The organism is Deinococcus radiodurans R1 = ATCC 13939 = DSM 20539, assembly GCF_000008565.1.
Taxonomy (GTDB): Bacteria; Deinococcota; Deinococci; order Deinococcales; family Deinococcaceae; genus Deinococcus; species Deinococcus radiodurans.
The window spans coordinates 169,793-184,018 of sequence record NC_001264.1 but is presented as its reverse complement, the minus strand read 5'-3'; the positions used below and the strand labels follow the sequence as shown (position 1 = coordinate 184,018).

At 68.4% G+C, this 14,226-nt stretch carries 12 protein-coding genes and 1 riboswitch; of the genes, 7 read left to right on the top strand and 5 right to left on the bottom strand.

All coding sequences use genetic code 11. The features are described 5' to 3' along the window. Window positions 1–3: 3 nt before the first annotated feature. The 3 genes from xdhB to DR_RS14480 all read right to left on the bottom strand — a co-directional run bounded on the left by xdhB (window position 4) and on the right by DR_RS14480 (window position 5,432). Window positions 4–2,427, bottom strand: a complete 2,424-nt coding sequence (gene xdhB, locus DR_RS14490; RefSeq protein ID WP_010889438.1) for a xanthine dehydrogenase molybdopterin binding subunit — start codon at window positions 2,425–2,427, stop codon at window positions 4–6. Beyond that, window positions 2,424–3,878 (bottom strand): xanthine dehydrogenase small subunit, encoded by a 1,455-nt coding sequence (locus DR_RS14485; RefSeq protein WP_010889437.1) that lies wholly within the window; start codon window positions 3,876–3,878, stop codon window positions 2,424–2,426. The genes xdhB and DR_RS14485 overlap by 4 nt, the downstream gene beginning before the upstream one ends. 177 nt (window positions 3,879–4,055) lie before the next feature. Next, entirely contained in the window at window positions 4,056–5,432 is a 1,377-nt protein-coding gene (locus tag DR_RS14480) for a nucleobase:cation symporter-2 family protein (protein WP_034349867.1), read from the bottom strand. A gap of 197 nt (window positions 5,433–5,629) precedes the next feature. Continuing rightward, a riboswitch (TPP riboswitch) is annotated at window positions 5,630–5,745 on the top strand. Window positions 5,746–5,953: 208 nt separating this feature from the next. Between DR_RS14480 and thiC the strand changes: the two genes are divergently transcribed. From thiC to thiD, 5 genes are all read left to right on the top strand, one after another. Beyond that, a complete protein-coding gene (gene thiC, locus DR_RS14475; protein ID WP_010889435.1) occupies window positions 5,954–7,777 on the top strand; it encodes a phosphomethylpyrimidine synthase ThiC in 1,824 nt (607 codons plus the stop codon). Between the two features lie 213 nt (window positions 7,778–7,990). Beyond that, window positions 7,991–8,647, top strand: a complete 657-nt coding sequence (gene thiE / locus DR_RS14470; protein WP_027479760.1) for a thiamine phosphate synthase — start codon at window positions 7,991–7,993, stop codon at window positions 8,645–8,647. A 77-nt stretch (window positions 8,648–8,724) separates the two neighbouring features. Further along, window positions 8,725–8,919, top strand: coding sequence for a sulfur carrier protein ThiS (thiS, locus tag DR_RS14465; protein WP_027479759.1), 195 nt, complete (start codon window positions 8,725–8,727; stop codon window positions 8,917–8,919). Between the two features lie 87 nt (window positions 8,920–9,006). Beyond that, complete coding sequence (locus DR_RS14460) at window positions 9,007–9,810, top strand: thiazole synthase (protein ID WP_027479758.1); 804 nt, start codon at window positions 9,007–9,009, stop codon at window positions 9,808–9,810. Then, complete coding sequence (gene thiD / locus DR_RS14455; RefSeq protein WP_010889431.1) at window positions 9,807–10,562, top strand: bifunctional hydroxymethylpyrimidine kinase/phosphomethylpyrimidine kinase; 756 nt, start codon at window positions 9,807–9,809, stop codon at window positions 10,560–10,562. Before DR_RS14460 ends, thiD begins: the two co-directional genes overlap by 4 nt. An 8-nt stretch (window positions 10,563–10,570) precedes the next feature. On the opposite strand, the gene DR_RS14450 is transcribed toward thiD, so the two are convergent. Beyond that, window positions 10,571–11,548: an intradiol ring-cleavage dioxygenase gene (locus DR_RS14450; protein WP_027479757.1), complete on the bottom strand. Its 978-nt coding sequence runs from the start codon at window positions 11,546–11,548 to the stop codon at window positions 10,571–10,573. Between the two features lie 198 nt (window positions 11,549–11,746). On the opposite strand from DR_RS14450, the gene modA reads away from it, so the two are divergent. Continuing rightward, on the top strand, window positions 11,747–12,502 hold the full coding sequence (modA, locus tag DR_RS14445) for a molybdate ABC transporter substrate-binding protein (RefSeq protein WP_010889429.1): 756 nt from the start codon (window positions 11,747–11,749) through the stop codon (window positions 12,500–12,502). Window positions 12,503–12,563: 61 nt separating this feature from the next. After that, window positions 12,564–13,364 carry an ABC transporter permease gene (locus tag DR_RS14440; protein ID WP_010889428.1) on the top strand — a complete coding sequence of 267 codons (801 nt, stop codon included), beginning with the start codon at window positions 12,564–12,566 and terminating at the stop codon, window positions 13,362–13,364. Window positions 13,365–13,607: 243 nt separating this feature from the next. On the opposite strand, the gene DR_RS14435 is transcribed toward DR_RS14440, so the two are convergent. After that, complete coding sequence (locus DR_RS14435) at window positions 13,608–14,192, bottom strand: DUF99 family protein (RefSeq protein ID WP_010889427.1); 585 nt, start codon at window positions 14,190–14,192, stop codon at window positions 13,608–13,610. Between the last annotated feature and the right edge of the window lie 34 nt (window positions 14,193–14,226).

Here is a 14,226-nt window from a genome sequence, read left to right as displayed (position 1 = left end):
GGGTCAGTCGGCTCCGGCGACGCTGGGAACCGGCGCGGCGGCCCCCGCCTCACGCGCCGCCGTCAGCGCCCAGTACACCGCTTCCGGGGTGGCGGGGCTGGCGAGCGGCTGTTCACGGCCCCCGTCACCGAAGGCCGCGCACGCTTGCCGCAGCGCCTCGCGCACGCTCAGCGCGAGCATCAGCGGGGGCTCGCCGACCGCCTTGGAGCCGTAGACCACGCCGGATTCGGCGGCGCCTTGCAAGAGAGAGACGTGAAAGACCTCGGGCATCTCGGAAAAGCTCGGCAGTTTGTAGGTGCTCGCCGACGCGGTAGTGACTCGGCCCCGGCCCGGCCCCTGCGACTCGTCCCAGCGCAGGTCTTCGAGGGTGAGCCAGCCCGCGCCCTGCACGAAGCCGCCCTCGATCTGCCCGAGGTCGAGCAGCGGGTTGAGGCTCTCGCCCACGTCGTGCAGCAGGTCCACCCGGCGCAGTTTGTAGGCGCCGGTAAAGCCGTCCACCTCGACCTCGGTCACGCCCGCGCCGTAGGAGAAGTATTTGAAAGGCGTGCCCTGCATCGCCTCGCGGTCCCAGTGCAGCCCCGGCGTGCGGTAAAAGCCCGCCGCCCACAGCGGGGTGCGCAGGTGGTAGGCGTCGTGGACGACCTGCCGGAAGTCGAGCGCGAGCCCCGGGTGCCCCACCGCGAAGACCCGTCCGTGCTCGAAACGCACGTCGTCGGGATGCACGCCGAGCGCCCCCACCTTCTGCCGGGCGAGCGGCAGCAGGGCGCCTGCCGCGACCGCCGCGAGCCGCGCGCGAATCTGCTCGCAGGCGTCCTTGATCGCCCCGCCGTTGAGGTCGGCCCCGCTGCTCGCCGCCGTTGCCGAGGTGTTGGGTACTTTGTCGGTGCGGGTGGGAGCGAGCCGCACGCAACTCGTCGGCACGCCGAGCGCCGTGGCCGCCACCTGAATCATCTTGGTGTGCAGGCCCTGGCCCATCTCGGTGCCGCCGTGGTTGATGAGGACCGAGCCGTCCTTGTAGACGTGCACGAGCGCCCCCGCCTGGTTGTACGACGTGAAGTTGAACGAGATGCCGAACTTGACCGGCGTGATTGCCAGCCCGCGCCGGGCGTGGGGGTGCGCGGCGTTGAAGGAGGCAATGTCCTGCTGCCGCGCGGCGAACTCGCTGCTGGCGAGCAGTTCGTCCCAGACGCGGGCGAGGCGCTCGGCGTGCCGGACTTCCTGCCCGTAGGGGGTCGCCTCGCCGGGCTGGTAGAAATTGCGCTGGCGCAGCTCGTGGGCTTCCAGGCCGAGCAGCGGCGCGCAGCGGCCCAGGATGTCCTCGATGACGAGCATCCCCTGTGGCCCGCCGAAGCCCCGGAACGCCGTCTGCGAGGTCTTGTTCGTCTTGGCGACGCGGCCCAGCACCTCGACATGCGGAATGTAATAAGCATTGTCGATGTGACATAGCGCGCGCGCCAGCACCGGCTCGGAAAGGTCGAGGCTCCAGCCACCGTCGCTCGTCAGGGTGGCTTGCAAGGCGGTGAGTTTGCCCTCGGCATCGAAACCCACCTTCCACACAGCGTGGAAGGGGTGGCGTTTGCCGGTCATGGTCAGATCCTGCGTCCGGTTGAGGCGCACGCGCACCGGGCGCCCAGTGAGAACGGCTCCAAGCGCTGCTACCGCCGCGTAGCCGTGTGGCTGCATTTCCTTGCCGCCGAAGCCGCCGCCCATCCGCAGGCACTGCACGGTGACGAGGTGCGAGGGCACGCCGAGCACGTGCGCCGCGATTTCCTGCGTTTCGGTGGGGTGCTGCGTCGAGGACTGGATGAACACCTGCCCGTTTTCGTCCACCTGCGCGAGCGCGGCGTTCGTTTCGAGGTAGAAGTGCTCCTGCCCGCCGAACTCGAACTCGCCCTCGAAGATGTGGGTGGCCTGCTCGAAACCGAGCGTCACGTCGCCCCGGCGCAGGGTGGGCTGGTTGCCCTGGAAGGACTCGGCGGCGATGGCCTCGCGCAACGTGACGAGGGCGGGGAGCGGTTCGTACTCGGCGAGAATCGCCTGCGCCCCCAGCCGGGCGGCCTCGGTGCTCTCGGCAAGGACCCAGCACACCGCCTGGCCGTGAAACATCACCTCGGTCGGGAACAGCGGCTCGTCGTGCTTGACGCCCGAGTCGTTTTCGCCGGGCACGTCGGCGGCGGTGAGCACGCGCACCACGCCGGGCACCGCGAGCGCGGGGGTCACGTCGAGGCGGGTGAGCCGGGCGTGGGCGTGCGGCGCTTGCAGCGGCCAGGCGTGCAGCAGCCCCGCGAGCCTGACCCCGAGGTCGTCAGTGTAAAGAGCATGCCCAGTGACGTGCAGGGCGGCGCTCTCGTGAATGGCGTGCTCGCCCACCGCGCTGCGGGCGGGGCGTTCGGAGAGGTGGGTGATCTGAATGGGGTCACGGGTCATGCCTGGGCCTCCCTGACATCACTTTCGCCTTGCTGGGACTCGTAAAAAAACCGCAGCAGCGCCTGCCCCAGCATCGCGGCGCGGTACTCGGCGCTGGCGCGGTGGTCGCTCATGGGGGTGCCTTCGCCACGCAGGGCGCGGGCGGCCCGCTGCACCGTCGCCTCGGTCCAGGGCTGGCCTTCGAGCGCCTGCTCCGTCTCGTAAGCCCGCAGTGGGGTGGCCGCCACGCCGCCGAGGCCGATGCGGGCTTTGTGAACCACGCCCCCCTGCACGTCGAGCGCGAAGGCGACCGCCACGCTGGAAATATCGTCGAAGCGCCGCTTGGCGATTTTGTGGAAGGCGGTGAGGGGCGAGAGCGGCAGCGGAATTCGCACCGCGCGGATGAGTTCGCCGGGTTGCAAGGCGGTTTGCCGGTAGCCGGTGAAGTACTCGGCGAGCGGCACGGTGCGTTCTCCCCCACTCGACACCAGCACCAGCGAGGCGTCGAGCGCCAGCAGCGCGGGCGGGCTGTCGCCGATGGGCGAGGCGGTGCCGAGGTTGCCCCCCAGCGTGGCAGAGTTGCGAATGAGGCGACTGGCGAATTGCGGCCACAGCTGCGCCAGCAGTGGCACCCGCCCACCGAGACGGCGCTCGATGTCCGAGAGGTTGAGTCCGGCGCCGATCTCCAGCGTGCCCGTATCAAGAGGACCAGTGCTCCACTTCAGTTCGCGCAGCTCGGGCAGGGCGTCTACGGCAATCACCGTCTCGGCACGGGCGTGACGTAAATTGACGTCCACGTTCCAGTCGGTGCCGCCCGCGAGCAGCCGGGCACCGGGGTGCTGGGCCATCAGGTCGAGCGCGTCGGCCAGAGCAAGAGGCCGGTAAAAATTGCCCTGCGGCGTGACGAGTTCGGTGGCCTGGGGCGCTGGGGCCGGCTGCGTGCGCCGCTGCGCGAGGGGGTCTTCCCCGTCCGGCGTCCCGAGGGCGTACGCCGCGTCACGAATCGGGCGGTAGCCGGTACAGCGGCAGAGGTTGCCGCTCAGGGCGTGCAGGTCGAAGCCGTTGGGGGCGCCGTGGTTCTGGGGGGTGCGCTCGCGGTAGTACTCGGCGGCCATGCTCGTCACGAAGCCGGGGGTGCAGTACCCGCACTGCGAGCCGCCGCGCCCGGCGAGTTCGCGCTGCACCGGGTGGAGGTCCGCAGGCGAACCGAGCCCCTCGGCGGTCACGACTTCCTGCCCGCTGAGTGCTGCCAGCGTGACGAGGCAGGCGTTGACGCTTTCCCAGCGGGTGTCTGCGCCCTCGCCGTCAGGCCGAGCGACGAGCACCGCGCAGGCGCCGCATTCGCCCTCGGCGCAGCCTTCCTTGCAGCCGGTCAGGCCCTGGTCGCGCAGCCAATGCAGCAGCGTGGTGTGGGGGGGCACGTCTCGGACCCGCCGCGCGGCGCCGTTGACGGTCAGCTCGAATGTGTTCATGGGCCTCCTCTAAGGAAAAGGAAAAAGAAAAAAGACGGTCCGTCTGGTGGCTTCAGCATGCGCCCTGGCCCAGGGGTGGGCGTGGGCGCATGGTTGACGCACGAGGCGGACCGCTGGTTATCCATGCAGAACAGGGGTCTGGTTGTGGTGGGCCGAGTCTAGCTCAACTCGGGCCGGTCAGTGCTCGGCGAGGTCCCCCGGTTCGGGCGCGTGCTCAGCCACGGTGGCGGTCGCGGAGGGACGCGGGCGGTCGCTGCCGACGATGTTGAAGAGGATGTTGAGCAAGATGGCGCACAGGCTCGCGGCAGTGATGCCGCTGCCGAGGAACAGTTGCGCCTGCGCGGGCAGGTGGGCGTACAGGCCGGGCACGGTGGAGGGAATCAGGCCGAGCGCGAGGCTGACCGAGACGACGGTGAGGTTGCGGGTGTCGCTGAGGTCCACCTTGGCGAGGGTCTGAATGCCGGAAACGGCCACCGAGGCGAACAGCACCAGTCCGGCGCCGCCGAGCACCGGCAGCGGAATGCTGGCGACGAGCGCGCTGAGTTTGGGGAAAAAGCCCATCAGCAGCAGGATGACGCCCGCCGCCGCGACGACAAAGCGACTCTTGATGCCGGTAAAGCGCACCAGCCCGACGTTCTGGGCAAAGGCGGTGAAGGGAAAGGAGTTGAACAGCCCCCCGACGGCGGTGGAGAGCCCGTCGGCGCGCAGCCCGGCGGCGACTTCGCGGGGACCGACTTTCTTGCCGGTGATTTCTCCGATGGCGAGCAGGTCAGCGGTGGTTTCGACCATCACGACCAACATCACCAGCAGCATGGACAGAATCGGCACGAGGTGCCAGGTGGGCGCCCCGAAGGCGAGCGGCGGTGTGAAGCCCACCCAGGCGGCGCTGCTGATGGGGGCGCCGTTCACTTGCCCGAAAAGCGCGGCGATGACGCTGCCGATGACCAGCCCGAGCAGCACCGCGATGCGCCCGAGGTAGCCCCGGCCGAAGCGGCTGATGAGCAGCACGATGAGCAGGGTGATGGCCGCCAGGCCCAGGTTGCCGGGGCTGCCGAAGTTGGGGTTGCCCACGCCCCCACCGGCCCAGTTGAAGGCCACCGGCAGCAGCGAAATGCCGATCATGGTGATGACGGTGCCCGACACGACCGGCGGAAAGAAGCGCAGCAGGCGCGAGAAATACGGCGCGAGCAGGATGGTGAACAGGCCGCCCGCGATCACCGCGCCGTAGATGCCCGGCAGACCGAACTCCTTGCCGACCAGAATCATGGTGCCTACGGCGGCGAAGGTGGTCCCCTGCACGATGGGCAACTTGGCGCCGAAGGGACCGACGCCGAGCGTCTGGACCAGGGTGGCGAGGCCGCACATGAAGAAGCTGGCGCTGACGATGCGCGCGGCGGTGGTGGCATCGAGCCCCAGTGCCCCGGCGAGGATCAGCGGCACGGCGACGATGCCCGCGTACATGCTCATGACGTGTTGCAGGCCGAAGACCAGCAGGTTCTGGGCGGCGGGCACCTCATCGACGGGGTGGACGGTTGGGCTGGGTGTTGCGGTCACGCGCTCCCTCCTCGGGTGGCTGAGCTTTGAATGTGCAGAGGATAAAGCTTGGGCAGGGAAACGCAAGGGTAAGGGGGGGATATGTCTGTATGTGAAGGGACAACAGGGAGATCTTCATATAAAAAACTTTTTAGACTGTTTGGCACTTGTCTTGCTGTCGGGCTTGACCTGTCCCTGACGCGGTGGCAAACTCGGGGCATCGTCAACAGGGGTGCCTCCGCATATGGGCCGGAGGCTGAGAGGGCAACTCGGGCCTAACCCTATGAACCTGAACTGGTTAGCACCAGCGGAGGGAGTGTGACGGGCGCAGAGACTTTTGTTCTGCCCTCCTCCGTTTCTTCGTGGGGAGGGCTTTTTTATTGACCGACACTGACTGAGACCGGGCAGGCACCGTGACTTCGCCGCTGCCTTCCCCGACGAACACTACAGCTTGAACCGAACGGACGCCCGACCAGGCGCGCTGCTGGCCTCTCTTTGGCCTGACGGCGCGCTCCGCCCTCATCTGTTGCCCGGAGGCCTCTATGTCCATCGACCACTCCCGCATCTCCACCCAGCCTTTCCCCGCGTCCGAGAAGCGCTACCTCGGCGGCAGCCTCTTTCCTGAAGTGCGCGTGCCAGTGCGCGCCATTACGCTTTCGCCCACCGTGGAGGCGTTTAGCGGAGTGACGCGCACCCTGCCCAACCCGCCGCTGCTCGTGCCCGACACCAGCGGCGCCTACACCGACCCCGCCGTGGCCACCGACCTGCAACGGGGCCTGCCGCACGCCCGGCCCTGGCTGGCGCGCAGCGAGCGCACCGAGGAAACGGCGCGTTTTTCCGCGCTGGCAGATATGGACGGGCCACTGCCGTATCCGCACGTCCTCACGCCGCGCCGCGCCCGCAGTGAAAGCCGGGGGGGGCAGGGCATCACCCAGATGCAGGCGGCCCGGCGCGGTGAAATTACCCCGGAAATGGAATTCGTCGCTCTGCGCGAGAACCTGCGCCAGCAGGAGCAGGCCGAACTCGCGCACCAGCACCCCGGCGAGAGCTTCGGCGCCAGCCTTCCGCGCCTCTACACCCCCGAATTCGTGCGGGACGAGGTGGCGCGGGGCCGGGCGGTCATTCCGGCGAATGTCAACCACCCCGAGCTGGAGCCGACCATCATCGGGCGCAATTTCCGGGTCAAAATCAATGCGAACCTCGGCACGTCCATCGTCACGTCGAGCATCGAGGAAGAAGTCGAGAAGATGGTCTGGGCGACGCGCTGGGGGGCCGACACGGTGATGGACCTCTCGACCGGGCGGCACATCCACCAGACGCGCGAATGGATTGTGCGCAACAGCCCGGTGCCGATTGGGACGGTGCCGATTTATCAGGCGCTCGAAAAGGTGGACGGCAAGGCCGAGGAACTGACCTGGGAGGTGTACCGCGACACGCTGATCGAGCAGGCCGAGCAGGGCGTGGACTACTTCACCATTCACGCGGGGGTGCGGCTGGCGCACGTGCCGTTGACCGCCCGGCGGCGCACCGGCATCGTGTCGCGCGGGGGCAGCATCCTGGCGAAGTGGTGCCTCGCGCACCATCAGGAGAACTTTCTCTACACCCGTTTTGCGGAGATTTGCGAAATCATGGCCGCTTACGACGTCACCTTCAGCCTGGGCGACGGCCTGCGCCCAGGCAGCATCGAGGACGCCAACGACGCCGCGCAGTTTGCCGAACTGGGCACGCTGGGCGAACTGACGCGGGTGGCCTGGGACCACGGCGTACAGACCATGATCGAGGGGCCAGGGCACGTGCCCATGCAGCTTATCCGCGAGAACATGACCCGGCAGCTCGACGTGTGCCAGGAGGCGCCGTTTTACACGCTGGGGCCGCTGACCACCGACATCGCGCCGGGGTACGACCACATCACCTCCGCCATCGGTGCGGCGCAAATCGCATGGTACGGCACCGCCATGCTGTGCTACGTGACGCCCAAAGAGCACCTCGGGCTGCCCGACAAGCAGGACGTGCGTGACGGCGTGATCACCTACAAAATCGCCGCGCACGCCGCCGACCTCGCCAAAGGGCACCCCGGCGCGCAGGCCCGCGACAACGCGATTTCCAAGGCGCGCTTCGAGTTCCGCTGGCAAGACCAGTTCAATCTGGCCCTCGACCCCGAAAAGGCCCGCGCCCTGCACGACGAGACGCTGCCCGCCGACGCCGCCAAGACCGCGCACTTTTGCAGCATGTGCGGCCCGGCCTTTTGCTCAATGAAGCTGAGCCACGACATCCGCGCGGGCGACGTGCTGGCCGGTCTGGAAGCGAAGGCGCGGGAATTCCGCGAGCTGGGCGGCGAGATTTATGTAGAAGGGTCGGATGACTGAGGGCAGGGGGCGGGGTGGGGATGTGCGGTGGGTTGGTCTGGGAGCCCCCTCACCCTTCCGCCGCTGCGCGGCTCCCCCCCTCTCCCACAGGTGGAGAGGGACAGAACACAGCCTCAGCTTTTGGCTTTTGCTGACGCCTTTCCCTCCGAGGGACGCGGAGAGCTGCGAAGCAGAGAGAGGCGCGGCGAAGCAACGGGGCGAGGGGGCCTCCGCATGACCGCGCCCACCCGTCCTCTCGGTCACCTCTACCTCGTCGCCACGCCGCGCCCCGGTCAATCCGAAGCCGAGTTTCTGCGGCGGGTGGAAGACGCGCTCGCGGGCGGGGTGGACACCCTGCAACTGCGCTGCAAGGCCGATTCTGGGCAATACGGGGAGGCGCGGCCCTACATCGCGCTGGCCGAGCGGCTGCGCGACCTCGCCCACGCCCGGAACGTGCCCTTTTTCGTGAACGACCGGGTGGACGTGGCGCTCGCGGCGGGCGCTGACGGCGTGCACCTCGGGCAAAACGACCTGCCGGTGGAGTGGGCGCGGCTCATGGCGCCGGGGCTGCGGGTGGGCCGCTCGACCCACCGTCCGGAAGACGCCGCGCGCGCCCTGGCCGAAGCCCCCGCCTACTTCGCCACCGGCCCCGTGCATGCCACGCCCACCAAACCGGGCCGCGTCGCCGCTGGACTCGGCTACGTGCGCCACATCGCCGCGCTCAGGCCCACACTGCCCTGGTACGCCATCGGCGGCATCGACCTGGGGAACGTGCAGGCCGTGCTGGACGCTGGAGCCACCCGCATCGCCGTGGTGCGGGCGGTGCTCGACGCGGACGACTGCGCGGCGGCGGCACACGCATTGCGGGAAGCGTTGATGGTGAATGGTTGATGGTTGATAGAGAGCGGCTGGAACGCATTTTCCTATCAACCATCACCCCTCAACTATCAACAGCCCCAAGGAGCTTTATGCAAGTCAACGGAGAACCCCGCCCCTGCGTACCCGGCCTCACCCTGCACGGCCTGCTGCGCGAACTGGACATCCGGCCTGAGCGCGTCGCCATCGCTGTGAACGACGACTTTTACCCCGGCGGTCAGGCCCCCGACCGCGAGCTGGAGGAGGCGGACGTGGTGGAAATCGTGCGGGTCATCGGCGGAGGGTAAACGTTGATGGTGAATGGGTGACGGTTGATAGAAGCCGTCCAGCATGACTGTTTCCAACACCTAGCAACCTTCCAGGGGAGTAAATACATGAATACGAACGACCTCTTGACCATCGGCGGCCAGTCCTTTTCCTCGCGCCTGCTGCTCGGCACCGGCAAGTACCGCGACTTTGCGGTGATGCAAGACGCGCTGGGCGCCAGCGGCACCCAGATTGTGACCGTCGCCATTCGCCGCGTGGAACTGAAAGCACCGGGGCACGACGGCCTGCTCGACGCGCTCGACCTCGACAGGTTTCAGCTTTTGCCCAACACCGCCGGGTGCCGCACCGCCGAGGAAGCCGTGCGGGTGGCGAAACTGGCGCGCGCCGCGACGGGCGTGAGCTGGCTGAAACTTGAGGTGATTCCCGACCCCAAGTACCTGCTGCCTGACCCCATCGGCACGCTCAGGGCTGCCGAGATTCTGGTGGGCGAGGGCTTCACGGTGCTGCCTTACGTGCAGCCCGACGGCGTGCTTGCCCGCGCGCTCGAAGCGGTAGGCTGCGCCACAGTGATGCCGCTGGCGAGTCCAATCGGCACCGGCAAGGGCCTGCGGACGCCGGAACTCATTCGCACCGTGATTGACGGCGCGGGCGTGCCCATCGTGGTGGACGCCGGGCTGGGCGTGCCGAGCGACGCGGCGCAGGCGCTGGAACTGGGCGCCGACGCCGTGCTCGTCAACACCGCCATTGCCGAGGCGCGCGACCCGGTGGCGATGGCCCGCGCCTTTGCGTTGGGGGTGGAGGCCGGGCGCCTGGGTTACCTCGCCGGACGGATGCAGCAGCGCGACAGCGCGAGTCCGAGCAGCCCGGCAGCGGGCGTGGTGCGGCTGCCCGACCCTGAAGTCCCCGCGTGAGCGTGACCGTCCCCGTCGCCCTCACCATCGCCGGCAGCGACTCCGGCGGCGGCGCGGGCATTCAGGCCGACCTCAAGACCTTTGAGGCGCGCGGCGTGTACGGCACCTCGGTCATCACCCTGGTCACGGCGCAGAATACTTTGGGCGTGCAGGGCGTGGACTATGTTTCGCCGTACATGGTGCGCGCTCAACTGCGCGCCGTGCTGGACGACTTTCCAGTGGGTGCGGTCAAAACGGGCGCCCTGGGCCGGCCCGAAATCGTGCGGGTGGTGGCGGAGGAACTGCGCGGGCGCGGGCTGCCGCTGGTGGTGGACCCGGTGATGCTGGCGAAAAGTGGGGACGCCCTGCTGGACGCTGAAGCCATCAGCACGGTGCTGGGCGAGTTGTTGCCCCTTGCCACGCTGGTGACGCCCAACACGCCAGAATGGAACGTGCTATGCCAGGCTGGAGCGCCCGACACGCTGCCGCTGCTGCTCAAGGGCGGCCATGCGGAGGAGGGCAGCGACAGCGTCACCGACGAACTCCGCACGCCCGCGCACTCGCTCACGCTGACCGCGCCCCGGCTGCGGACCCGGCACACGCACGGCACCGGCTGCACGCTCTCGGCGGCCATCACGGCGAATCTGGCGCGGGGACTGGACCTGCCGGGCGCGGTCATGCAGGCGCACGCCTACCTGCAAGGCGCGCTGCGGCGGGCGCCGGGGCTGGGCGCGGGGCACGGGCCGCTGGGGTTCCGGCCCGACCCCCACTGACAATCACGTCAGACTTGCAAGCCCACCGTGAGGTTCGCCGTATAGCCCGTCGCAGCGCTCCCCGTGATGCGCGGGGTCTGGGCGGCCACCCCGTCGCGGAACACGTTGTCGGTGGCCAGGGTAATGGCGCCGAAGTTACGCAGGCTGCCGCTGTAGCGCGGGTCAGCGTAGACGGCGCGGCAGACGGTCTCGGGCAGGGCGATTTGCGACACCAGCGCGGCGTTGTGGTCCACGTTGCCTTTCACTGCCGCCGCCAGGCTCGGATAAACCTCGAAGTGCAGGTGCGGCCAGCGCCCCGCGTAGCAGCCGGGAAAGACGGTCTGAAAAGTGACCCGGCCCTGCGCGTCGGTGACCTGGGCGCCGCGCAGGTAGTCTTCCCCGACGATGCTGCGGCTGTAGAGCGAGTATTCCCCGGCGGGCGTGCAGCTCCAGAGGTAGAAGACATGCCCGGCGAGCGGCGCGCAGTTGCTCTTGACGTTCACCAGTTGCAGCGTCAGCGTGAGCGGCACGCCCGACACGGTGTGGCCCGTCTTGAGGCTGCGGGTCAGGTCGCGCCGCACGATGCCCGACTGCTCGAGCAGGTTGAGGGTCTGCCCCGACGCGCTGCTGCCGTCGGCGGGGTACGGCCCCTGGGTTTCGCTCGGCAGGGTGCGGCACTGGCCGTTGGCGCTGCTGACGGTATCGGCGTCGCCCTGCCCCGCCGGTCCACCTGCGCCGGGTCCACCAGGGCCGCCCGGACCCCCAGGAGGCAGCGGGGGTCGGCCCGCCAGCAGCGCCGACGCAGGGGTGCCGAGAGCCACCGCGCCCAGCAGCGTGCCGACGCCCAGGGCGCCCAGCCCCAGCAGCCGGCGGCGGTCGAGCACCGAGCGGCCCAGCATCTGCGTGTCGGCAGCCAGGCCGAGGTGGGTGAAGTCGTCGTCGGCGTGGTCATGGTCGTGGTCTGCGCCGGGTGTGAGGATCAGGCGAGGGTCTTGGGGGTCGGTCATGGGAACACTCCTTTTGAGGGGCGGGAAGCGTGGAGAAAAGCCGAACTGCCGCGCTGCGGTCAGTGCACAGAAGGTACGGGCGGCGCAGCAATAGACGGTTAAAGGCGGCAGCCCAGGCGCCGGGGGGTATCCTGACCACCGTTTTGCCGCCCTAGGCCCCAAACAGCGAATTCAAAAGAAGTTCCGAGGAGGCCACCCATGCGCTTGATTGTCCTGACCACCCTGCTGCTGGGCAGCACCGCCTCCGCCGCTCAGCTCACCGTGTTTGCCGCCGCCTCGCTGACTGACGCCTTTACCGAACTCGGCCAGCAGTTCGACGCCCGCACCGGCAACAAGACCGTTTTTCAGTTCGCCGGGTCGCAGGCGCTGCGTACCCAACTCGAAAATGGGGCGCGGGCCGACGTGTACGCCAGCGCGAACAATGCCCAGTTCGACCCGCTGGTCAAGGCCGGATTGGTCGTGGCCGGGCAGCCGTTCGTCAGCAACAAACTCGCCGTCATCGTGCCGAGCAATAGCCGCAAAGTCAGCACCCTGCGTGACCTGACGGCGCCGGGGGTCCGAATCGTGATTGCCGACAAGGCCGTGCCGGTCGGGGACTACACCCGGCGGATGCTGGGGGCCATTGATCAGGCGGGCACCTACGGCAAGGACTTTTCGGCGCGGTTTATGAAAAACGTGGTGAGCGAGGAGCCCAACGTGCGGCAGGTGGCACTGAAGGTGGGGCTGGGCGAGGCCGACGCCGCCGTGGTCTACCGCAGCGACGTGACGCCCGCCCTGAAAAACGACGTGCGAGTGGTCGCGCTGCCGACGCGCTTCAACCAGACCGCGAGGTACCCTATCGGCACGCTCAAGGCGTCGCGCAACGCTGCCGCCGCGCAAGCCTTCATCGCGTACGTCCGTTCGATCGAAGGCCAGAAGATTCTGCGTAAATGGGGCTTCCAGAGCCCGCGCTGAGGCAGGTCAGAAGCTTCGGCTGATGCTTTTCTGGCCGAGGTGAATTAAAGTCCAGAACCGTATGAGTCGCCCGCCCCGCTCCGCGCCTCCGCTGGCCCTGCTGCTGGGGGGGGCGCTGACGCTGTTTCTGGTCGTGCCGGTGCTGGTGCTGCTCACGCGGGGGCTGACGGCGTCGTTCTGGCCGGCGCTGGCGAGCCGGGCGGTGGGGGACGCCCTGCGCGTCAGTCTGCTGACCACCGGAATCACGCTGCTGCTCACCGTCACGTTGGTCACGCCGGTTGCGTGGCTGCTGGCGCGCTTCGATTTTCCGGGCAAGCCCGTCCTCGAAACGCTCCTTGACCTCCCCATCGTGTTGCCGCCGGTGGTGGCGGGGGTTGGACTGCTGCTTACCTTCGGGCGCGGCGGGCTGCTGGGGCCGGCGCTCGAACTCGCGGGGATTCAGCTTGCCTTTTCCACGGCGGCGGTGGTGCTCGCGCAACTGTTCGTGTCGGCGCCTTTTTACCTGCGGACCGCCCGCGCCGGGTTTCAGGCGGTGAACCGCGACGCCGAGGACGCTGCCCGCACCGATGGCGCGAGTGACGGGCAGGTCTTCCGGCTGATCACCTGGCCACTGGCGTTTCCCTTTTTGCTGGAGGGGCTGGTCCTTGCCTGGGCGCGGGCGCTGGGCGAATTCGGCGCCACCATCCTGTTTGCCGGGTCGCTGCAAGGCCAAACCCGCACGGTCACGCTGGCCATCTACGCCGCGCTGGAATCCGACCTCGCGCCCGCACTGGTCTTGAGCGCGGTGATGGTGCTCGTCGCGTTCGGATTGCTGCTGCTGGTCCGCAGTGTTGCCGGACGGCGGGAACGGGCCGCCGGTTAGACGGGTTCCGCTCCATTCCAGCACAGCCGTATTGAATCCAAAACAACTGGACCAATGGTTCGTGCAGTTTTGTGGTCGTTACAGAGGGCGATCAAGATCTTGCTGTCTAGGACGCCATTTGCGCTCCCCCATCCCAACCTCCCCCGCAAGGAGGGAGGGACAAAAAACGCCGTGTTTATCGCAGCTTGGTTAGCTGAATTCCAAAACTGCACGGACTATTGCTGGACTCAATCGGAGGCCTTGTTAAACGCGCTGGCCCGCGCTGCTGCCGCGCGTCACGCCTCCGGCAATCAGGTGGGCCGTGCGTAGAGGTTCAGGAATGCGCCCGGTAAGGCAAAAGGTGCCGAGCGCGGCTTCCGCCTCTGCCAGCAACAGGCCCGCCCGCTGGACGTAGAGGCCAGCGCAGGGCTCCATCTCCCCTGCCTGCTCGATGAGGCGCCACTTGCGCGCGCCGCCCGGTACTTCTTCGAGCAGGGCGCGGCGAATGCGGTCGAGCCGGGGTTTCCTGCGGGCCACCACCAGCACCGGCAGGCCCGTGCGGGCGTGCAGGGCGCCGAGGTCCACCACATTGAAGCCCGCGAGCGCGATACCCTGCAAGAACACCAGTTGCAAGTGCTCGGCCTGCGCCGTGACCAGCCGGCTGAGTTCGTCGGTGGCGTTGCGCCCGTCGCGGCGGACCCGCCCGCTGACCACGGCGTGCAGGGTCGGCCCGGCGTAGACGGCCCCAAAAATCCGCACGTCGCCGCGCCACTCGCGGGCAAACGGCGCGTCGTCGAAGCCGATGGCATGGCTCAAGCGGGGGTAAGCGCGAGGGACAGGAACAGGCATCTGGGGCACAACGTTAGCGTCTGGGGCGGCAAAG